This is a genomic window from Pseudoalteromonas pernae, from assembly GCF_039831865.1.
Classification (GTDB): domain Bacteria; phylum Pseudomonadota; class Gammaproteobacteria; order Enterobacterales; family Alteromonadaceae; genus Pseudoalteromonas; species Pseudoalteromonas pernae.
Genome location: NZ_JBDODM010000004.1, coordinates 183921 through 203593, shown reverse-complemented (window position 1 = coordinate 203593; position 19673 = coordinate 183921). Strand labels below are relative to the sequence as shown.

The following is a 19673-nucleotide window of genomic DNA, read 5'->3' as shown; positions in this document are numbered from 1 at the left end:
AATTCTCCTTGAGCTATTTAGAAATTAAGTTTCTCGATGATTTGATTAGCAACCACTTTGGCGCTTTGTTCATCGGTACGCACGACGATATCGGCCACTTCTTGATAAAGTGGTTCGCGCTCTTCAGCTAGGCGCTCCAATACGTTCTTAGGTGCTTCCTCTGTTTGCAGTAGAGGACGACGCTTATCGCGTTGTGTGCGCGCAACTTGCTTTTCAATTGGGGTCTCTAGGTATACAACAATACCACGCGCAGACAGTTTGTTACGTACTTCTTTACTGACTACTGAGCCACCACCTGTTGCAAGTACGATACCTTGAAGCTCAGTCAGATCAGTGATCACCGCTTCTTCGCGACGTCGGAAACCTTCTTCGCCTTCGATATCAAATACCCACGCGATGTCCGCACCTGTGCGGCGCTCGATTTCGTTGTCTGAGTCATAAAACTCAAGGTGTAGTTGGTCTGCAATGTGGCGACCAATTGTGCTCTTTCCGGCCCCCATAGGACCCACTAGAAATATATTACGTTTCTCAGCCATATCTTTTAGTACAAACGAACTCTAAAATTTGAAATAAAACCCCGCCTCGCGACTGGCCCCAAAATTCAAGGGGGAGATTATCTCAGTAATTTATGCCTATTTTCAAGCATAATACTGCAAATAATTACAGTGGGCGGTGGGTCGATTATAGAAATCCCGCGCGCTTTAGACACTTAGTCTGGCTCACGGAGGATTTCTATTTCAGCCGAATCTGAATAGGCTACTTAATCACTTTTAAGTGACTACCTTTTTTGCCTTTATTGTCGTCCTGACTATTATCACGACTAGCTTGCGGATTTGGATTGTCAATTGCTTCTAGGCCACTCTGCGGTTGTTCCGCTTCATCAGTCTCAGCAATTGATGGTACTACTCCAGAACGTTCCTGCTCTTCGTAAGTCTCATCTTGAGTAAATACGGTACCTTCACCGTTTTCTCGGGCATAGATTGCAAGTACGGCTCCCATAGGAACAAACACTTGCATTGGCTGACCACCAAAACGTGCGTTAAAAGTCAGCAAACTATTATCCATAGAAAACTGAGTCACTGCACTTGGGCTAATGTTCAGTACAATTTGCCCATCTTGGACAAATTGGACTGGCACTTGCACATTCGGAAAATCAGCGTTAACAACCAAGTGCGGTGTGCACTGGTTGTCAACTATCCAATCATAGAAGGCGCGTAGCAGATAAGGTCTGTTCGGCGTCATTATAGACGGATCTCACGTTCTGCTTCAGTTAATGATGCTTGGAACGATTCACGCTCAAACAAGCGGATCATGTACTCTTTGAGCTCTTTACTACCAGCACCATTTAATTCGATGCCAAGCTCAGGTAAACGCCATAATAATGGAGCCAAGTAACAATCAACTAGGCTGAACTCTTCACTCATGAAGTAAGGTGCTTCGTTGAAAATAGGAGCAACAGATAATAGTGCTTCTGTTAACTCTTTACGCGCCTGTTCCGCGTCACTGCCGCCAGCGTAAATCTTAGCTGCAAGTGAATACCAATCAGTATCGATGCGGTGCATCATCAGGCGGCTACGGCCACGCATTACTGGGTAAACTGGCATTAACGGAGGATGCGGGAAACGCTCATCCAAATATTCCATGATGATGTTTGCTTGATATAAACCTAGCTCACGATCAATCAAAGTAGGAACTGTGCCGTACGGGTTAATCTCGTGCAAAGCCTCTGGCAAGTTATCCTTTTCCGCCAAATGGATATCCACGCTAACACCTTTTTCAGCCAAGACAATACGAACTTGATGGCTGTACATACAATTAGCACCGGAAAACAGCGTCATTACAGGGCGTTTATTGGCAGCAACGGCCATGCCTACCTCCATTAAAAAATCACAAAGTACATAATACTTTTCTTGCCAAAACCAACGTCAGTTTATCGTGAATGTCGGTAATGACTTTAAACGGCAATAGGGGCATACGCCCCTATTGAGTTAACTGGTTGATATTACTAATTAATGAACATCACGCCAGTATTCTTTCTTCAGTAAGAAAGCAAGGATGAACAGAATGAACAGGAAACCAAGAACCTTGATACCAATTGCTTCTGAATCTAATCGCGAAGGTTCACCTACGTACTCAAGGAAGTTAGCAAGGTCGCGAGCAGCTTGGTCATACTCATCAACACTCATTTCACCTTGGCCGTCGGTTTCAACCGCTACCACTTTCTTAACTGTTTTTCCGTGCTCTTCAACTTCCTCGTATACAGGAGTCGGTAAACCTTGAAGTTCTTGCAGAACGTGCGGCATACCTACTGAAGGGAACACGATGTTATTTACGCCAAATGGACGAGACTCATCTTTGTAGAACGACTTTAAGTACGTGTAGATGTAGTCTGGTGATTTAACACGTGCAATCAGTGTTAAATCTGGTGGCGCAGCACCGAACCATTTCGCAGCATCATCTTTGTCCATTGCATTAGTGATGTGGCTACCTACTTTAGAACCGTCGAAAATTAGCGTTTCTTGGCCAATATCAGTAGGAATACCGATATCGCGGAAAGTACGCTCATAACGCTGGTACTGCATTTGGTGACAACCAAGGCAGTAGTTCATAAATAGCTTAGCACCGCGCTGCAATGAAGCTTGGTCTGTTAAATCGATGTTTGCATCTTGCAATGGCATCGATGGGCCTGCTGCCATAGATAATGTTGGCAACAATGCGAATAAACCAATAACTAGCTTTTTCATCATTTCGTCAACCTCTCTGGCAATGGCTTAGTCTTCTCATTCTTCGAGTAGAAGAACAGTAACACGAAGAACATAAAGTACGTAACTGTAGTGATTTGCGACAACACTGTCTTAAAGTCAGTTTGCGGCGTCGCACCAACCCAGCCAAGGATTACGAAGGTTACAACGAACTGAGCAATGTTCAGTTTGTGGAAACCACAACGGTAGCGAATAGAGCGTACTTTACCACGGTCAATCCAAGGTAATAGCGCAAGCACTACGATTGACGCACCCATCGCGATTACACCAAGCAGTTTGTCTGGAATTGCACGCAGAATCGCATAGAACGGCGTGAAGTACCAAACTGGGAAAATATGCTCAGGCGTCTTCAGTGGGTTTGCAGCTTCAAAGTTTGGCGCTTCTAAGAAGAAACCACCCATCTCTGGCGCAAAGAACACCACGTAACAGAAGAAAATTAAGAAACCTACAACACCAACAATGTCTTTCACCGTGTAGTATGGGTGGAAAGGAATCGCATCAACGATGTCTTTTTTGTTTGTGTAGTATTCGTGGAACTGGAATTTTGCTTTGTCTTCTTCAGCAACAGTGCCTTTCTTACGCTTAATTTCAACACCATCAGGGTTGTTTGAACCCACTTCGTGAAGCGCAACAATGTGAAGGAATACAAGAATAACAAGTACTAATGGCAATGCGATTACGTGTAGTGCGAAGAAGCGGTTAAGCGTTGCACCTGAAATTACGTAGTCACCACGGATCCACAGTGTCAGGTCGTCACCAATTACCGGGATTGCACCGAATAGCGAGATGATTACCTGCGCACCCCAGAATGACATCTGACCCCATGGTAGTAAGTAACCCATGAAAGCTTCAGCCATTAGTGCTAAGAAGATGAACATACCAAACAACCACAGTAGTTCACGTGGCTTTTGGTAAGAACCGTAGATCATGCCACGGAACATGTGCAAATAAACTACTACGAAGAACGCAGATGCGCCCGTAGAGTGCAGATAACGGAGTAACCAACCGTATTCAACATCACGCATGATGTATTCTACAGAAGCAAACGCGCCTTCAGCTGAAGGTACGAAGTTCATCGTTAACCAGATACCAGTCACGATTTGGTTTACTAGTACAAGCATCGCTAGTGAGCCGAAGAAGTACCAGAAGTTAAAGTTTTTCGGTGCTGGATATTGAGCGATGTGCATATTCCAGACGCGAGTCATTGGAATACGATCATCAATCCAATTGATAATTTTACCAAACATTACGCTGCCCCTTCGCCTTTCTCACCACCAACAAGAATGGTCGTGTCATCAATGAAGTAATAAGGAGGGATCTCTAGGTTTAGTGGTGCTGGAACCGACTGGAACACTCGACCAGCCATGTCAAACTTAGAACCGTGACATGGACAGAAGAAACCATCGTCTGTGCCTTCCACTTTCTCACCGAAACCGCCTTGAAGGAAGCTTGGTGAACAACCTAGGTGAGTACAAATACCCACAGCCACAAAGATATTTTCTTTGATTGAACGGAATTCGTTCTTAGCAAACTCAGGCTGTTGAGGTTCATCAGACTGAGGATCACGTAGTTTATCTTCGTGTGCTTTTAGTTGTTTTAGCATTTCCGGTGTACGCGAAATAACCCATACAGGTTTGCCTCGCCATTCTACACGGATCAGTTGTCCAGGCTCTAGCTTCGAGATATCTACTTCTACGGGTGCACCCGCAGATTTAGCTCGTTCACTAGGGTTCCAAGACGCAATAAAAGGAACAGCAGCTCCAACCGCGCCCACGCCACCTACAACAGAGGTAGCAATGGTCAAAAAGCGGCGTCGGCTGTTGTCTACAGGCGCATTGCTCATCCACTTATCTCCACTATGATTCTCAACACTTGCTATATTGAGAACATCAGTTACAGCAGGTTAATTTTTGAAGTTACAAAATAGAAGCGATCATAAATAAAAGCCTTGATTAAAACAAGGTTATTCACTGTTTCACACTCGAATAACCACCTGTTTCTTACGAAATGCTCAGGTGAAAAGATTATTCGAATATCAAGCAGCGTTAGATATGCTATCGCAAACTCACACCGACGACGCTGATAAAGATCAAGGTCTCGCCAGCAAAGCTGTTTAAAATCACTTCATTAGTCTATTTGCCCCGCAATTGTAGCAAATAATTATCAAGATTATCGGCCTGATTTGCATTAAATACGGGAATTTGTGAAATATTCTCGAGTGCGGCGGGAAAACGGCAAAGATAATTGAGAATAGATAATAAAAAACCCGGTTTGCCAAAGGCAAAGCCGGGTTTTGAAATTCTGAATACGTAATAAATTAACGCTTCGAGAACTGTGTTTTCTTACGTGCTTTCTTAAGACCCACTTTCTTACGCTCAACTTTACGAGCGTCGCGAGTAACAAAGCCAGCTTTACGTAGTGGAGAACGAAGAGACTCGTCAAACTCCATCAGTGCACGAGTAATACCGTGACGAATAGCACCAGCTTGACCAGTTGTACCACCACCTTCAACAGTGATGTAAAGGTCAAACTTTTCAGTCATTTCAACAAGCTCTAGTGGCTGACGAACAACCATACGAGCAGTTTCACGACCGAAGTATTCTTCGATAGAACGTTGATTGATTACGATGTTGCCAGTGCCTGGACGTAAAAATACGCGAGCACTTGAACTTTTACGACGACCTGTACCGTAGTATTGATTTGCCATGATGTGCTCCTTAAATGTCTAGAACCTGAGGCTGCTGTGCAGCGTGATTGTGCTCAGTACCTGCGTAAACTTTAAGCTTACGGAACATTGCACGGCCTAGAGGACCACGTGGCAACATACCTTTAACCGCTTTCTCAATGATCATCTCAGGTGCTTTAGCTTGAAGCTTCTCAAAGTTGATTGACTTCAGGCCACCTGGGTAACCAGTGTGTCCGTAGTACATTTTGTCCTGAGTTTTGTTACCAGTTACAGTAACTTTTTCCGCATTGATTACGATGATGTAGTCACCAGTATCAACGTGTGGAGTGTACTCAGCTTTATGCTTACCGCGAAGACGACGAGCGATTTCAGTAGCGATACGACCTAAAGTTTTACCTTCAGCGTCAACTACGTACCAGTCACGTTTTACTGATTCTGGTTTAGCAACAAACGTTTTCATTTATAAAAATCCAATGTTTACAATTATAAAACCACAAGCAGAATGATTTCTGCTGCTCTATTAAATTTGCTTCAACCCCTTCGAGTTTAAGACTTAACCCCCAGTAGTGGCTAAACAACCGAGGTAGAACGGCAAGTGGTAGGCGCGGGAGTATACCAGCTCAAATAGGAGATTGCTACTGCCGTGGTGTATTTTTGTTCACCTTTTGCGCAGCTTTACTATCGCTATCGGTCTGGTTGAAAAATTACGCCAAATGAGGTCGTTCTAAGTACTCTCGAGATTGCATCTCTTGCAAACGACTGACACAGCGTTTGAACTCGAAATTAAGTGTTCCTTGGGTATATAACTCTTCGATTTTTGCTTCAGCGGAAATGATCAAAGTCACATTACGCTCGTAGAATTCATCCACCAAGGCAATAAAACGTCGCGCTGCATCATCATTTTGCTGACCCATCTGCTTCACGTTCGATAACAATACGGTGTTATAGAGTCGGGAAATTTCCATGTAATCAACTTGCGAGCGCGCAGTCTCACACAAATCGTGGAAATCAAACATCACGATACAGTCACTGACCATGCGGGTGTTGATCATCCGCCCTTCTATTTCAATTGCCGCTCCTGCTCGGCCTGGCTCCGGCGACAACTGTTCGAAATAGGCAAACAAGTTTTTATCTGCTTGTTCATCCAGTGGGCTGTGGAATATTTCTGCCTGCTCCAAGGTGCGTAAGCGATAATCCACACCTGAGTCGACATTCACAACCTCGGTATTGGCATTCACAAGGGCAATAGCCGGTAAGAAACGAGCACGCTGCAAACCGTTCTTGTACAGTTCATCTGGAACAATGTTTGATGTGGCAACCAAGATAATGCCACGCTCAAATAAGGCTTCCATCAAGCCCCCTAACAGCATGGCGTCAGTAATGTCTTGTACAAAGAATTCATCGAAGCAGATGATGTCTGTTTCGCTCTTTAATTTGTCTGCCACTGTTAATAGCGGGTTCTTTACATCTTTGAGCTGCTTTAACTCCTGATGTACACGATGCATAAAGCGGTGAAAGTGCACCCGCATCTTGCGCTCGGTGGGGAGTGCCTCAAAAAACGTATCCACAAGGTAGGTCTTACCACGCCCAACACCACCCCAAAAATAGAGCCCTTTAATTGGCTTCGTGCTATCCTTGGAAAAGAGCTTCGCAAAAAAACCTGAAGGCTTCTTTGGTTGCGCAACAATGTCGTCAAACAGCCTTTGCAGATGCTTCACAGCATTTTCCTGTGCTGCATCAAATAGGAAGTCATCTCGTTGTAAGTCTTGTTGATATTTCTGCCAAGGTGTCATGATATTTACGGCGTAATTCAGGCTAAATTTTTGCGCTATCTTAACACGGCTCGCAACAATACGTATATTTGGCTGATAAGTTTTCAAAAGGGGAAGTCTATGTCGACAATCACTTGGTTAGGGGTAGTCATCATCATCGCCGCATGTAGCTTTTTTCTCGGTGGATGGTTTACCAAGAAACGATTCAAACAAGAAGAGCTCGAAGAACAAGCACATAAAGCGCAGAGCGAACTAGAACAATACCGTCAAGACGTCGCTGACCATCTTGATAACACCAATAAATTGATAAACAAATTAAAAGATAACTACGAGCAATTAGCGAACCACGTAGCGCAAAGCAATAGTTTATTAACGCTAAAAAAAGAAGTCGATATGAGCCAACCTTTCTTTTCAAAAGAAACAACAGAGCAACTTCACGCTTCATTGAATCAACGCCCAGAGCGCCATGCAACGCACACACTGCATGACAGCCAGCCTGCGGACTACGCAGCCGGTGAGTCTGGTTTATTTAGCGGCCAAAAGAAAGATAACGAGCAACAACCTGCTTAATAAAGAAGCAATCAATTTGCTCTTGTGGAACTAAATTAACGACCCCATAGTCAGTATAGAAACTAGCTTTATAGGTACCGGGCTGCCATGCGGCCCCCTCTTTTGGAGTTTGTCTATACTATGAAAATGAAGTTATCAGTTCTCAGTGCCGCTATTTTATCGGCCACTTTATTCATCCAACCCCACTTTGCACACGCAAAATTACCTGTAGCAGTAGATGGCCAACAGCTACCTACCCTTGCGCCTATGCTTGAACGCGTCACTCCTGGCGTCGTTAGTATTAAAGTGTCAGGTGCAAAAGAAGTCAGAGCTCGCGTTGACCCATTCGACTTTTTCTTCGGTCGCCCGCAACAGCGTTCGCAAAAACGTCCATTCAGCGGTTTAGGCTCTGGCGTTATTATTGATGCCGATGAGGGCTACATAGTTACCAATAATCACGTTATTGATGACGCCCAAGAAATGCGCGTCACCCTTGAAGATGGCCGTGAGTTTGACGCTAAACTTATTGGTGCCGATAAAGAATCAGACATCGCCTTACTTCAAATTGATGCAGACGATCTCACAGAGGTTAAATTGGCCGACTCAGACAAGCTACGCGTTGGTGATTTCTCAGTGGCGATTGGTAACCCATTTGGACTGAGCCATACGGTGACCTCGGGCATCGTAAGTGCCCTTGGTCGTAGCGGTTTAAACATCGAAGGCTACGAAGACTTTATCCAAACCGACGCAGCTATCAACCAAGGTAACTCAGGCGGCGCTTTGGTTAACTTAAAAGGCGAGCTCATCGGAATTAACACCGCAATTCTAGGTGCGTCAGGTGGTAACGTTGGTATCGGTTTTGCTATTCCTTCGAACATGATGAAAAACCTGGTTGATCAAATTATTGAGTTTGGTCAAGTCCGTCGAGGCTCATTGGGTATTTCTGGTCGTACACTCAACGCGGGTTATGCCAAAGCGTTAGGTTTAGACGTAAAGCAAGGTGCAATGGTCGAACGCGTAGCGGAAGATTCAGCAGCTGAAAAAGCAGGTATTAAAGCTGGAGACGTAATTATTAGTGTCAACGGCAACGACATCCGTAGTTTTGAGGAGCTGAAGAGTAAAGTTGCGACTCTGGGCGAAGGTAAAGAAGTCGAGATCGGTTTATATCGTGACGGTGATGAGAAAGAGGTCGACGTTACTCTCGCTGCTGCAGGAGACATCGCTAAAGAAGCCGCTGAAGTTCACCCAGCCCTTGCCGGTGCTGAGCTGGAATCAGGAAAACGTAACGGCAAAAATGGTGTAGTGGTGAACAGTGTTGATCCGCGTTCAGTAGCTGCACGTCTAGGCCTTGAAGAGGGTGACATTATTATTCAAGTGAACCGCACACGCGTAGAGACGGTGCGCGAATTGAGTAGTACGATTGCTGATATTGAAGGCAACATTGTCTTGGTGGTGCGTCGTGGCAATAGCGATTTCATTGTCCCAATTCAGTAACTCCTAGTTCCTCCTCAATAATTCAACAGCGGCGCCCTTGCCGCTGTTGTTACTTCTGTGCCATCATTACCAATCTAAGAAACTAATAATAATTATCAATTCCGTGCTAAAACAAATTCGATTTACGCTTGTTCCGCTGCTAAGTGGTTTAGGGCTGGCCTTTATTATTGTGCTTGCCACCCCGTCATTACGCGATGCCTTATTACCCCTTTTATCGACTGATGGATTTAGCGGCTCACACATGAGTTATGCAAAAGCCGTGAAGCGTGCAGCGCCCGCGGTTGTCACTGTGTATTCGGAACGAATCTCTACACAACCTCGTTATATGCAGCAGCAAAGCACGGTATCGGAAATCGGCTCAGGCGTTTTGATGAGCAGCGACGGCTATATTCTGACCAACTATCATGTAATTAACAGTGCAGACGTCATTATGGTGATGCTCAGCGACGGTCGCCATTTCAGTGATGTGCAATTGGTCGGGTTTGATACAGTGACTGATTTGGCGTTACTCAAAGTTAATGCCACAAACCTACCAACGATTCCTGTTGACGAGTCATTTTCACCGCAAGTGGGCGATGTCGTATTAGCAATCGGTAACCCCTTGAATTTAGGACAAACTATTACGCAAGGGATCATCAGTGCCACCGGCAAGCAACGCCTTACCGACAGCTCTCACAACAGCCTACTACAGATGGATGCCGCTATTAATGTGGGTAACTCAGGCGGTGCATTGGTAAACTCACATGGCGATTTAGTGGGGATCACATCGGCGCAATTTAAAACACGAAGCAACCTTGATATCCAAGGCATCTTTTTCGCTGTTCCTTATTCATTAGCTAAAGATGTGATGGATAAACTCATCAATTATGGCCGCGTTGTGCGCGGCTATGTTGGCATGGATGTCACCGCCGTTGATAAAGATGGCCGTGATGTCACCAACAACCACATGGCCATTGCCGGTATGCGCATCAACAATCTCGACCCGCTCGGTCCAGCTTGGCAAGCAGGGATGAAAGAGGGCGACATTGTCGTCAGCATGGGCGGCCACTCGGTCAGCAATATCCAGCAAAGCCTAGAGCGTATCGCAAACACAGCACCGGGTACTGAACTTGAAATTAAACTGTATCGTGATGGCAAGCCACTGACTTTAAATATCAGGATCGCTGAGCTAGAAACGAGAATGTAATAGACATAAAAAAAGCTGCAAAAGCAGCTTTTTTTATGTCCTATCGAATGACTTACCCACTCACACGCTTAATGTTTGCGCCCAGTGCAGTTAGCTTATCTTCAATATGCTCATATCCTCTATCCACATGATAGATGCGATCTACTCGTGTTTCACCCTCAGCGATGATACCTGTCAGAATTAAACTCGCTGACGCACGAAGGTCGGTAGCCATCACCTGAGCACCGCTTAACTTAGGGCTATCACCACAGATTGCCGTATTACCTTCTAAACGAATGTCCGCCCCCATGCGCTGAAGTTCAGGCACGTGCATAAAACGGTTTTCGAAGATGGTTTCAGTAATTGTCGCACTGCCTTTAGCAACAACATTAAGCGCTGTAAATTGAGCTTGCATATCTGTTGGAAAACCCGGGTGAGGTGCAGTTTTAATGTTTACTGCTTTGAGCTCACGGTCGCGCATATCCAGATAAATCGTGTCATCAGTTACTTCAATGTGTGCATTCGCTTCGCGTAACTTCTCGATTACCGGCTCTAGGCTGTGGTAATCGGTGTTTTTACACAGGATATCGCCCTTCGCCATAGCCGCAGCAACAAGGAAAGTACCAGTTTCGATACGGTCCGGTAAGATTGCGTGTTCGCATCCACCCAAACGCTCGACGCCTTCAATTTCAATGCGGCTGGTTCCTGCACCGGTAATTTTCGCACCCATGTTGTTTAGGTATTTTGCTAAATCACTAATTTCCGGTTCTCTCGCAGCATTCTCAAGCACTGTTTTGCCTTCTGCCAGCGTCGCCGCCATCAGTAAGTTTTCAGTCGCACCGACACTCACCGTATCCATAAATATTTCAGCACCCTTCAAGCGACCGTCAACATGGGCGTGAATATAGCCGTTTTCTACTTCAATATGAGCACCCATACGGCGCATGCCTTGAATATGAATATCAACCGGGCGAGCACCAATCGCACAACCACCAGGCAGAGACACTTGGGCTTTACCGAAGCGAGCAAGTAAAGGACCCAATGCCAGCACTGATGCACGCATTTGTTTTACTAGCTCGTATGGAGCCAAGATTTTATCAACCGTACCGCCGTCAACGTATAAGTTGTCATCTTGCCAATATAGCTGCGCACCCAGTTCTTTCAATAGCGCTTCTGTGGTATTGATGTCTCTTAGCTTGGGTACATTGCTAAAACAACTCTTTGAATCAGCAAGCAATGCTGCGAATAAAATAGGGAGTGCGGCGTTTTTAGCACCGGAAATAGTAACCTCACCGCTCAGGGGTGTGCCACCTTGAATAATAAAATGGTCCATTCGAAAAGCCTGTTATTGCGGAAGGATAAATTTGCGTTCGCGCTGCCATTGCTCTGGCGTAAATGCACGAATTGATACTGCGTGAATCGTACCGTCTGAAATTTTTTCCATCAGCGGCTTATAAACGAGTTGCTGTTTTTTAACTGGGGTTAACCCTTCAAAGCAGTCACCCACGGCGATCACCTGATAATGGGTACCTTCAACTTTAACGATTACTTCTGCGAGCTCTAGCTCTTCTTTCAATAAAGCTTCTACTTGACTGCTTTGCATTACTCTCACTCAAAAATATTGTCGACCTGTCCCAACAGCATCAACTTATGCAATTGGTCAGGGATATGCTCTAACTGTAGCTGCTTACCTTGTTTACGCAATTGCGACAAGGTATCGATTAACCAGGCGAGTCCTGCCGTATCAACATGCACTACATTTTTTAGGTCGAGTGAAACAGTATCCTCATTGGCCGTTAATAATTGCTGAACTAACGTCCTATCCGCCACGCTGAAGCGAGTCAATTCACCCTCAAGGCTAAATTGACTGTCATTTTGACGAGATAAAGAAAGACTACTCATTTACACCTTCACCACGAAACTGAACAGGCAGTTTACTTTTCTTGTCCAGTAAATCAATAACGTGTTCAATACCTTCTTGGCGCAAAATTCCGTGAAGCTCACTTTGCTTGGCATCTAGCAGACTGATACCTTCAGCTATCATGTCATAAGCGCGCCAATTGTTGTCGTTATCCTTACGTACTTTGAAGCCAATATCAATGTCTGGCTTACCAGGGTCTTTAATCGTTGTTTTTACGATCACCATATTAGCGTCACCAATTTCTTTTGCATTGTCGAACACCACAGATTGATTGGTATATTGGGTGAACACACCTGCATAAGTAGTGACAAGGTAATTCTTAAACACGTCCATAAAACGTTTGATATTTTCGATGGCCTGTTTCTTTTCTTCTGGATCTTCAATACTGCGCGCTTTTTGAATGTAGCTGGCTAACACACGATACGAAGCATATTTGTAATCGATATAAGGCAGTAATTCTTCCTCTACGATGACTTTAAGGTGTTCTTTGTCAGCTGCAATCTGACTTTGATCGTGCTCGATGCGCTTAAACGTTTTGTCCGCCACTTGGCGAACCATTTCATAAGGATCATCAAGTTCTATTTCGGCAGCATGCGACATCGGCACTACCACCATCAACAACCCTGCTACTAAACTAAAAAATTTACCCATGAAGACTACTCGCTACTTTGATTGAATAAAAACTGGCCAATAAGTTCTTCTAATACCAAGGCAGACTTAGTATCGGTAATCATATCGCCATCCTTTAACGCCTTTGATTGCACTCCAAAAATTGCATCAATGGATAATTCATCCGCTTCATCTTTAGCAACCACTTCATTGCCAAGACATTCTTGCTGTGCTGAGTCACTAGCAATAACCGGGTTAATACCCAGATACTGCTCACCCAAAATACCTGATGTTAAGATAGACACTGAAGTTGCATCTGAAAACTTGCACTCATAATTGCTATCTACTGACATATACACCAAAGGTACGAATTCGGTTGGGTGCACTAGAATATTTTCTACACGCCCAATCACCACACCACCTACTTTAATTGGTGCTCGTACCTTTAGTGATCCTATATTCTCAAACTTAGCGTGCAATGAATAAGTACCATTACTACCAGCGATCCCCGCATTTGCGACTTTCAACGCCAGCATCACAAGGGCCGCAACCCCCATCGATACAAACAAGCCAACCAAAATTTCAATTTTTCTCGAATTCATGGTGTTAATCCTTTAGCCGCCAAACATCACGGCGGTCAAAATAAAGTCAAAGCCAAGCACGGCCAATGAAGAGTGTACAACGGTCTCGGTGGTTGCTCTGCTTATCCCTTCTGAAGTAGGGATACAGTCATAGCCTTTGTAAAGTGCAATCCACGTCACCAACAAGGCAAAAACAAAGCTCTTGATAATGCCGTTGAGAATATCTTTTTCGAATGAAACCTGCGATTGCATGATTGACCAGAAGCTGCCTCGGTCAACACCTAGCCAGTCCACACCCACTAGGTGTGCACCAATAATAGCCACGGCAGAGAAGATTAATGCCAACGCTGGCATACTGATTATCCCGGCCCAAAAACGCGGTGCAATCACACGCTTAAGTGGATCAACAGCCATCATCTCTAAGCTGGTCAATTGCTCTGTTGCTTTCATCAAACCAATTTCAGCGGTCAATGCACTACCCGCTCGCCCTGCAAACAGTAGCGCAGTAACCACGGGCCCTAACTCACGCAGCAAGCTCAATGCTACAAGTGGTCCTAAACTGTCTTCAGCACCATAACCCACTAACACGGTATAGCCCTGCAACGCGAGTACCATACCAATGAATAAGCCAGATACAACGATGATAATTAACGACAAAAAGCCAACCATGTAGAGCTGGCGAATCAACAAAGGCGTGCCTTTGCGGAAATTAGGCATGCTGAGCAAAGCGCCAAGCAACATCTGCGTTGCACGGCCCATTGAAGCAAAACGATTGAGTGTTTTATGGCCCAGTCGCTGCCAAAAATCGATAATTGCAGACATTATGACAACAACTCCTGTTCATAAGGCTGAGCATCAAAGTGGAAAGGCACCGGGCCATCAGAAAGACCTTGCAAAAATTGTTGCACCAAAGGTGACTCATGTTTGCGTAATTCTTGTGGGCTACCACTGCCAATCACACCTTTCTCTGCGATGATGATGACGTGATCCGCAATACTCATCACCTCAGGCACGTCATGGGTAACAATCAACGAGGACAAACCAAGCACTTCGTTCAATGATTTGATGAGCTTAACCAGTACCCCCATAGAAATAGGGTCCTGACCAGCAAAAGGCTCGTCGTACATAATGAACTCTGGGTCGAGTGCAATTGAACGAGCAAGAGCGGCACGTCGCGCCATTCCGCCTGAGAGTTCAGCCGGCATCAGGTCTTTCGCACCACGTAAGCCAACCGCTTGAAGCTTCATCAATACGATTAGACGAATAAGCTCTTCACTGAGTTGGGTGTGCTCGCGAAGCGGAAAAGCGATATTGTCGAATACTGACATATCGGTAAATAATGCGCCGCTTTGAAAGAGCATGCTCATTTTAGTGCGCGCTTTATACAACGCAGCACGTGACATACTCGGAATGCTTTCACCTTGGAATAGAATATCGCCGCTATTAGGCTTTAACTGACCGCCAATCAAACGCAGCAGCGTTGTTTTACCAATACCACTGGGTCCCATGATCGCCGTGATCTTCCCTTTGGGGATGGTAAAATCCATATTCTGATAGATAACACGCTCCGCGCGTTTAAAGGTAACATCCTTGATTTCAACGATTGGTTGCGACAAGTCGCTCTCCCATTTATTTCTATCATTAGACCGTGCATTTTAAAGTTTTTTTGCCTCAAGGGAAAAAAGAATCTGTAAAAATTTGTAAGATCATTCAAAAAAGACCTCAGGTGCACAAAATCAGTGCGTTTTTTTACACAATGACAACGGCTTTTGATACTATTTGCGCCACTGTTTAGAATTAATTTTTGGCTTTGCAATCATGCTCACTTCTTTTGCCATTCTCGTTGCCGGCTTTGTCGCCCTCGTATGGAGTGCCGACCGCTTTGTTTTTGGTGCCGCAGCATTGGCTCGTAACTTAGGTGTCCCTGCTTTAATCATAGGTTTAACCGTTGTAGCCATGGGCTCTTCAGCGCCAGAAATGATGGTCTCCGCTTCAGCTGCTTTGGCCGATAAAACAGACACAGCGGTGGGCAATGCGATTGGTTCGAATATTACTAATATTCTATTGGTCTTGGGTATTACCGCGTTATTGCGACCGCTTTCTGTCTCATCCATTACCCTCAAACGTGAAATGCCGTTGGTGTTGGTTGTGTCAGTAATTGCTTGGTACATGTTCACCGACAACTATTTTTCCCAAACCGAAGGATGGCTGTTATTAGTCGGGTTTGTCGCTTTTATCGCTTTTCTTATCGTAATTTCTCGCAACCAGAAAGAGACGCAAGATGACCCCTTTGTTAGTGAAGCGTGCGACGAAATACCTTCGGATGTCAGCACTAAATCTGCGGCATTTTGGCTTATCGTCGGCTTGATTTTATTGCCTGTCAGCTCTCATTTCATTGTCGACTCAGCAGTTGATATTGCTCAGTATTTCGGCCTAAGCGACCTTGTTATTGGCCTGACAATTATCGCTGTGGGTACCAGTTTGCCAGAGCTGGCGGCGTGTGTTGCTGGAGTATTGAAAAAAGAAGACGATTTGGCGCTGGGCAACATTGTTGGCTCCAACCTGTTTAACATATTAGCGGTTTTGTCCATCGCAGGTATCCTTAACCCGTCGACAATTGACGCTTCAGCGGCGAACCGTGACGCCTTAGTAATGATCGCAGCAACCATTGTACTGATAGCAATGAGTTTGAACTTTCGCGGTTCAAGACGCATCAATAGGGTTGAGGGAGGCATGTTGCTTGTCGCATTTTTTGCCTACCAAGGATATATTTTTAGCCAGATAGCATAGAGTACTGTATATGACACAAAGCTACATCGCCACGGCACAGCGCGTAATTGAAACCGAGACCCAAGCCTTACAGGAGCAGCTTGCGCATCTGGATGAGCAGTTTACGCAAGCGTGTGAATTAATGGAACAGTGCAGCGGCCGCATCATCGTAGTGGGTATCGGCAAGTCTGGTCATATCGGTAATAAAATCGCAGCAACGCTTGCCAGTACGGGCACCCCTGCTTTTTTCGTGCACCCAGGTGAAGCGAGTCACGGTGATCTGGGCATGATCACCGCGCAAGATGTGGTATTGCTCATCTCTAATTCGGGAGAAACTCATGAAATCGTGAGCATTATTCCGGTTATCAAACGCATTGGCGCGGCACTTATCGCTATGACGGGCAGTGCAACATCGAGTATGGCCACGTTATCTGACCTGCATATCTGCATCGGCGTTTCCAAAGAAGCATGTCCTTTAGGGCTGGCTCCTACTGCCAGTACCACTGCGACCCTTGCCATGGGCGATGCCATTGCAGTAGCCCTTCTCGAGTCAAAAGGTTTTACTGCGGATGATTTCGCACTTTCACATCCCGGCGGCAGTCTTGGAAAAAGACTGTTATTAACGCTTAAAGATGTTATGCACAGCGGTGATAACGTGCCGCGTTCACACCAGTCGCAAAGCATAAAAGATGCCTTACTCGAAATTTCAACCAAAGGCTTAGGTATGACCGCTGTGGTCGATGATCAAGGTAAATTGGTTGGCCTATTCACCGATGGTGACTTGCGCCGAGTACTCGAGCATCGAATCGACATCCACAGTATGGCATTGGTGGAAGTAATGACGCCAAATTGCACCACGGCGAAAGCGAATATGCTTGCCGCCGAAGCACTGAATATAATGGAGCGTAAACGTATCAATGGCCTGATAGTCATCGACGAGCAAGACCGCCCTGTTGGTGCTCTCAACATGCAAGACTTACTAAAAGCAGGAGTGCTTTAATGCTATTTAGCGAGTTGTATCAACCTATTGAAGAGCAAGCATGGCAACGAGCCGAGAATATTAAGCTGCTGATATGCGATATTGATGGCGTGTTTTCAGATGGGCGCATCTACATGGGCAATCAAGGCGAAGAGCTGAAAGCTTTTAATACTAAAGATGGTTTTGGTATCAAAGCGTTGATGAATTCAGGTGTGCAGGTAGCGGTGATCACAGGCCGCCAATCGCGTATTGTTGAAAACCGCATGACCAGTTTAGGGGTGCAGCATATTTACCAAGGCAAAGAGAACAAACTTGAAGCCTATGCTGAACTCAAAGCAGCATTAAACCTGACGGACGACCAAGTGGCCTACATAGGTGACGATGGTCCAGACCTGCCCGTCATGGAACAGGTGGGGTTTGCCGTTGCAGTGAATGATGCTCACCCACTTATCAAACGGATTGCTCACTATACCACACTAATGCCCGGCGGTTTCGGCGCGGTACGCGAGCTCACTGATTTACTGATGTTGGCACAAGGCCACACATTGGGCACTGAAGGTACCAGTTCATGAACAACGCTCGGTTGCTTATTTCCATCATTTTCCTCGCTATTATGGCTTGGTTGTGGGCGCCGTATTTTATGAAGCAAGAACAAACTGTGGTGAAAACAGATCAAGCAATCGCTACACCTGATTATACGGCGACGGGATTACGCCAACGCAGTTATAACGATCAGGGGGCGTTAAGCCACAGTGTATATGCTGAACAAATGGAAATGTTTGAGGAACTAGGTTTCACCCATTTTCGCAAGCCCGAATTCACTCTTTATAATGATGGCGAACGCTGGCGATTGACTGCTGACGAAGCCACTTTGTACAACAATAATATTTTGATCTTGGAAAATAACGTTATTGCCACCAACTTATTAGAAGGGGCAATGATTGAACAAGTCAAAGCAGCAGCTATCCAAATAGACATTGATGCACAACGAATGGAATCAGAACAAAGCGTTGAGCTCAAGGGACCCGATCTATTGATCACCGGTCAGGGCTTGAAAGCAGATATCAATACAGAGATAGTGGAACTAATAAAACATACGCGAACAGTATATTATGACCAATAAATTCAATGCATTAATTCTTGGTTTAGGCCTTAGCCTCAGTGCCTTTGGTGCTCATGCTGAGCAAACAGTCAATGCCACTGAAGTGCTCATTGATGCCGATAACCAAATAGCCATGATCAAAGAAAACATCACTATTTTTGATAAAAACGTGCACATTGTTCATGGTAACCGTCAAATAAAAGCTGATCGATTAGAAGCGCACCGTCGTCCTGAATTGGGTGATAATAAGCAATTGCTTATCGCCACAGGTAACCCAGCCATGTACATAGAAACCATGGAAGATGGTCAGCAAATTACCGCTTCTGCTGCAGAAATTCGTTACGACGTCGCTACACAAATTCTACAAATTAAGGGTGACGCCAAAATAGAAATGGCTGATCAACAGATCATCGCCGAAACTATCAGCTATGATATAGATAAGCAGACCATCAGCGCTGAGAAAGATAAAAACTCCAGCACCCGAGTACGTACCACGTTAACACCACAGAGCGAAGAAAAGCCTGAGGAAAAGGAACAACCATGACCACACTGAAGGCGCAGAAGTTAGCGAAAAGCTACAAAGGTCGTGAAGTTGTAAAAGACGTCGGACTCGAAGTTAAAGCCGGCAGTATTGTTGGCTTGTTAGGCCCCAATGGAGCAGGCAAAACCACAACCTTTTACATGATTGTAGGTTTAGTGCCCAGTGACAAAGGCATGATCAGTATTGACGAGCAAGACATTACTTTGCTGCCAATGCATTCGCGAGCACGCTTAGGTATCGGCTATTTGCCCCAAGAATCATCTATTTTTCGTAAGCTCACCGTTTATCAAAACCTAATGGCGATTTTGGAAACGCGTAAGGACCTCAACAAAGCGGGTCGTGAGGAGCAATTAGAAAGCTTACTAGACGAATTTAATATCCAACATATTCGTGATTCATTTGGGATGGCATTGTCAGGCGGTGAGCGCCGTCGCGTTGAAATTGCTCGCGCTTTAGCCGCTAACCCCAAATTTATCCTTTTAGATGAACCTTTTGCTGGTGTAGACCCTATTTCGGTGTTAGATATAAAGAAAATTATTGAGCACCTGCGAAACCGTGGCATTGGTGTACTTATCACCGACCACAATGTGCGTGAAACCTTAGATGTATGTGAAACCGCGTATATCGTTTCTCACGGCGAATTGATCGCATCAGGCACACCACAGCAAGTCCTAGCCGATCAAACAGTTCGTGATGTTTATTTAGGTGAGCAATTTAGACTATAACAATAAAAGGATTGTTAG

Annotated in this window: 25 protein-coding genes; 9 read left to right on the top strand and 16 right to left on the bottom strand. The window is 45.2% G+C overall.

Annotated elements, in window-relative coordinates; genetic code table 11:
• Positions 1-17: 17 nt before the first annotated feature.
• From aroK to zapE, 9 genes are all read right to left on the bottom strand, one after another.
• Positions 18-536, bottom strand: coding sequence for a shikimate kinase AroK (aroK, locus tag V1358_RS11145; RefSeq protein ID WP_347391207.1), 519 nt, complete (start codon positions 534-536; stop codon positions 18-20).
• Between the two features lie 220 nt (positions 537-756).
• Entirely contained in the window at positions 757-1242 is a 486-nt protein-coding gene (locus V1358_RS11140; protein WP_347391208.1) for a ClpXP protease specificity-enhancing factor, read from the bottom strand.
• Positions 1242-1868, bottom strand: a complete 627-nt coding sequence (gene sspA, locus V1358_RS11135) for a stringent starvation protein SspA (RefSeq protein ID WP_347393584.1) — start codon at positions 1866-1868, stop codon at positions 1242-1244. Before sspA ends, V1358_RS11140 begins: the two co-directional genes overlap by 1 nt.
• A 141-nt stretch (positions 1869-2009) precedes the next feature.
• Positions 2010-2747 (bottom strand): cytochrome c1, encoded by a 738-nt coding sequence (locus tag V1358_RS11130; protein WP_347391210.1) that lies wholly within the window; start codon positions 2745-2747, stop codon positions 2010-2012.
• Complete coding sequence (locus tag V1358_RS11125; RefSeq protein ID WP_347391211.1) at positions 2744-4009, bottom strand: cytochrome b; 1266 nt, start codon at positions 4007-4009, stop codon at positions 2744-2746. Before V1358_RS11125 ends, V1358_RS11130 begins: the two co-directional genes overlap by 4 nt.
• Positions 4009-4605, bottom strand: coding sequence for a ubiquinol-cytochrome c reductase iron-sulfur subunit (gene petA, locus V1358_RS11120; RefSeq protein WP_347391212.1), 597 nt, complete (start codon positions 4603-4605; stop codon positions 4009-4011). Before petA ends, V1358_RS11125 begins: the two co-directional genes overlap by 1 nt.
• A 474-nt stretch (positions 4606-5079) precedes the next feature.
• Positions 5080-5472 (bottom strand): 30S ribosomal protein S9, encoded by a 393-nt coding sequence (gene rpsI / locus V1358_RS11115; RefSeq protein WP_347391384.1) that lies wholly within the window; start codon positions 5470-5472, stop codon positions 5080-5082.
• Positions 5473-5479: 7 nt separating this feature from the next.
• A complete protein-coding gene (rplM, locus tag V1358_RS11110; protein WP_347391213.1) occupies positions 5480-5908 on the bottom strand; it encodes a 50S ribosomal protein L13 in 429 nt (142 codons plus the stop codon).
• 244 nt (positions 5909-6152) lie between these two features.
• Positions 6153-7241, bottom strand: a complete 1089-nt coding sequence (gene zapE, locus V1358_RS11105; protein ID WP_347393583.1) for a cell division protein ZapE — start codon at positions 7239-7241, stop codon at positions 6153-6155.
• 99 nt (positions 7242-7340) lie between these two features.
• On the opposite strand from zapE, the gene V1358_RS11100 reads away from it, so the two are divergent.
• The 3 genes from V1358_RS11100 to V1358_RS11090 all read left to right on the top strand — a co-directional run bounded on the left by V1358_RS11100 (position 7341) and on the right by V1358_RS11090 (position 10449).
• Positions 7341-7790: a Z-ring associated ZapG family protein gene (locus tag V1358_RS11100; protein WP_347391215.1), complete on the top strand. Its 450-nt coding sequence runs from the start codon at positions 7341-7343 to the stop codon at positions 7788-7790.
• Positions 7791-7910: 120 nt separating this feature from the next.
• Positions 7911-9263, top strand: a complete 1353-nt coding sequence (locus tag V1358_RS11095; RefSeq protein ID WP_347393582.1) for a DegQ family serine endoprotease — start codon at positions 7911-7913, stop codon at positions 9261-9263.
• A gap of 103 nt (positions 9264-9366) precedes the next feature.
• On the top strand, positions 9367-10449 hold the full coding sequence (locus tag V1358_RS11090; protein ID WP_347393581.1) for a trypsin-like peptidase domain-containing protein: 1083 nt from the start codon (positions 9367-9369) through the stop codon (positions 10447-10449).
• 52 nt (positions 10450-10501) lie between these two features.
• On the opposite strand, the gene murA is transcribed toward V1358_RS11090, so the two are convergent.
• From murA to V1358_RS11055, 7 genes are read right to left on the bottom strand one after another with little or no spacing between them, the layout of a single operon-like run.
• Positions 10502-11761 (bottom strand): UDP-N-acetylglucosamine 1-carboxyvinyltransferase, encoded by a 1260-nt coding sequence (gene murA, locus V1358_RS11085; protein WP_347393580.1) that lies wholly within the window; start codon positions 11759-11761, stop codon positions 10502-10504.
• Between the two features lie 12 nt (positions 11762-11773).
• Positions 11774-12031, bottom strand: a complete 258-nt coding sequence (locus V1358_RS11080; RefSeq protein ID WP_347391219.1) for a BolA family protein — start codon at positions 12029-12031, stop codon at positions 11774-11776.
• Between the two features lie 5 nt (positions 12032-12036).
• Positions 12037-12330 carry an STAS domain-containing protein gene (locus V1358_RS11075; RefSeq protein ID WP_347391220.1) on the bottom strand — a complete coding sequence of 98 codons (294 nt, stop codon included), beginning with the start codon at positions 12328-12330 and terminating at the stop codon, positions 12037-12039.
• Positions 12323-13000 (bottom strand): MlaC/ttg2D family ABC transporter substrate-binding protein, encoded by a 678-nt coding sequence (locus tag V1358_RS11070; RefSeq protein ID WP_347393579.1) that lies wholly within the window; start codon positions 12998-13000, stop codon positions 12323-12325. The genes V1358_RS11075 and V1358_RS11070 overlap by 8 nt, the downstream gene beginning before the upstream one ends.
• A 5-nt stretch (positions 13001-13005) precedes the next feature.
• Positions 13006-13560, bottom strand: a complete 555-nt coding sequence (gene mlaD / locus V1358_RS11065) for an outer membrane lipid asymmetry maintenance protein MlaD (protein ID WP_347391222.1) — start codon at positions 13558-13560, stop codon at positions 13006-13008.
• Positions 13561-13572: 12 nt separating this feature from the next.
• Positions 13573-14361, bottom strand: a complete 789-nt coding sequence (gene mlaE, locus V1358_RS11060) for a lipid asymmetry maintenance ABC transporter permease subunit MlaE (RefSeq protein WP_440589741.1) — start codon at positions 14359-14361, stop codon at positions 13573-13575.
• Positions 14361-15155: an ATP-binding cassette domain-containing protein gene (locus V1358_RS11055; protein ID WP_347391223.1), complete on the bottom strand. Its 795-nt coding sequence runs from the start codon at positions 15153-15155 to the stop codon at positions 14361-14363. Before V1358_RS11055 ends, mlaE begins: the two co-directional genes overlap by 1 nt.
• A 202-nt stretch (positions 15156-15357) precedes the next feature.
• On the opposite strand from V1358_RS11055, the gene V1358_RS11050 reads away from it, so the two are divergent.
• The 6 genes from V1358_RS11050 to lptB are packed head-to-tail and all read left to right on the top strand — an operon-like array spanning position 15358 to position 19655.
• A complete protein-coding gene (locus tag V1358_RS11050; RefSeq protein ID WP_347393578.1) occupies positions 15358-16329 on the top strand; it encodes a calcium/sodium antiporter in 972 nt (323 codons plus the stop codon).
• A gap of 10 nt (positions 16330-16339) precedes the next feature.
• Positions 16340-17308 (top strand): KpsF/GutQ family sugar-phosphate isomerase, encoded by a 969-nt coding sequence (locus V1358_RS11045; protein ID WP_347393577.1) that lies wholly within the window; start codon positions 16340-16342, stop codon positions 17306-17308.
• Positions 17308-17859, top strand: a complete 552-nt coding sequence (gene kdsC / locus V1358_RS11040) for a 3-deoxy-manno-octulosonate-8-phosphatase KdsC (RefSeq protein ID WP_347391226.1) — start codon at positions 17308-17310, stop codon at positions 17857-17859. The genes V1358_RS11045 and kdsC overlap by 1 nt, the downstream gene beginning before the upstream one ends.
• Positions 17856-18410: an LPS export ABC transporter periplasmic protein LptC gene (lptC, locus tag V1358_RS11035; RefSeq protein WP_347391227.1), complete on the top strand. Its 555-nt coding sequence runs from the start codon at positions 17856-17858 to the stop codon at positions 18408-18410. The genes kdsC and lptC overlap by 4 nt, the downstream gene beginning before the upstream one ends.
• The gene (lptA, locus tag V1358_RS11030; RefSeq protein ID WP_347391228.1) at positions 18400-18933 is read left to right on the top strand and encodes a lipopolysaccharide transport periplasmic protein LptA; all 534 of its coding nucleotides are present in this window, start codon (positions 18400-18402) and stop codon (positions 18931-18933) included. Before lptC ends, lptA begins: the two co-directional genes overlap by 11 nt.
• Positions 18930-19655, top strand: a complete 726-nt coding sequence (gene lptB / locus V1358_RS11025; RefSeq protein WP_347391229.1) for an LPS export ABC transporter ATP-binding protein — start codon at positions 18930-18932, stop codon at positions 19653-19655. Before lptA ends, lptB begins: the two co-directional genes overlap by 4 nt.
• Positions 19656-19673 lie beyond the last annotated feature (18 nt).

Coding starts and splice junctions, on each gene's coding strand:
- V1358_RS11070 (WP_347393579.1), bottom strand. CDS start 13,000: ATGGGTAAATTTTTTAGTTTAGTAGCAGGGTTGTTGATGGTGGTAGTG.
- lptB (WP_347391229.1), top strand. CDS start 18,930: ATGACCACACTGAAGGCGCAGAAGTTAGCGAAAAGCTACAAAGGTCGT.
- V1358_RS11125 (WP_347391211.1), bottom strand. CDS start 4,009: ATGTTTGGTAAAATTATCAATTGGATTGATGATCGTATTCCAATGACT.
- aroK (WP_347391207.1), bottom strand. CDS start 536: ATGGCTGAGAAACGTAATATATTTCTAGTGGGTCCTATGGGGGCCGGA.
- V1358_RS11130 (WP_347391210.1), bottom strand. CDS start 2,747: ATGATGAAAAAGCTAGTTATTGGTTTATTCGCATTGTTGCCAACATTA.
- zapE (WP_347393583.1), bottom strand. CDS start 7,241: ATGACACCTTGGCAGAAATATCAACAAGACTTACAACGAGATGACTTC.
- kdsC (WP_347391226.1), top strand. CDS start 17,308: ATGCTATTTAGCGAGTTGTATCAACCTATTGAAGAGCAAGCATGGCAA.
- V1358_RS11045 (WP_347393577.1), top strand. CDS start 16,340: ATGACACAAAGCTACATCGCCACGGCACAGCGCGTAATTGAAACCGAG.
- lptC (WP_347391227.1), top strand. CDS start 17,856: ATGAACAACGCTCGGTTGCTTATTTCCATCATTTTCCTCGCTATTATG.
- lptA (WP_347391228.1), top strand. CDS start 18,400: ATGACCAATAAATTCAATGCATTAATTCTTGGTTTAGGCCTTAGCCTC.
- rplM (WP_347391213.1), bottom strand. CDS start 5,908: ATGAAAACGTTTGTTGCTAAACCAGAATCAGTAAAACGTGACTGGTAC.
- V1358_RS11100 (WP_347391215.1), top strand. CDS start 7,341: ATGTCGACAATCACTTGGTTAGGGGTAGTCATCATCATCGCCGCATGT.
- murA (WP_347393580.1), bottom strand. CDS start 11,761: ATGGACCATTTTATTATTCAAGGTGGCACACCCCTGAGCGGTGAGGTT.
- V1358_RS11080 (WP_347391219.1), bottom strand. CDS start 12,031: ATGCAAAGCAGTCAAGTAGAAGCTTTATTGAAAGAAGAGCTAGAGCTC.
- mlaE (WP_440589741.1), bottom strand. CDS start 14,361: ATGTCTGCAATTATCGATTTTTGGCAGCGACTGGGCCATAAAACACTC.
- petA (WP_347391212.1), bottom strand. CDS start 4,605: ATGAGCAATGCGCCTGTAGACAACAGCCGACGCCGCTTTTTGACCATT.
- V1358_RS11140 (WP_347391208.1), bottom strand. CDS start 1,242: ATGACGCCGAACAGACCTTATCTGCTACGCGCCTTCTATGATTGGATA.
- V1358_RS11050 (WP_347393578.1), top strand. CDS start 15,358: ATGCTCACTTCTTTTGCCATTCTCGTTGCCGGCTTTGTCGCCCTCGTA.
- V1358_RS11095 (WP_347393582.1), top strand. CDS start 7,911: ATGAAAATGAAGTTATCAGTTCTCAGTGCCGCTATTTTATCGGCCACT.
- V1358_RS11075 (WP_347391220.1), bottom strand. CDS start 12,330: ATGAGTAGTCTTTCTTTATCTCGTCAAAATGACAGTCAATTTAGCCTT.
- sspA (WP_347393584.1), bottom strand. CDS start 1,868: ATGGCCGTTGCTGCCAATAAACGCCCTGTAATGACGCTGTTTTCCGGT.
- mlaD (WP_347391222.1), bottom strand. CDS start 13,560: ATGAATTCGAGAAAAATTGAAATTTTGGTTGGCTTGTTTGTATCGATG.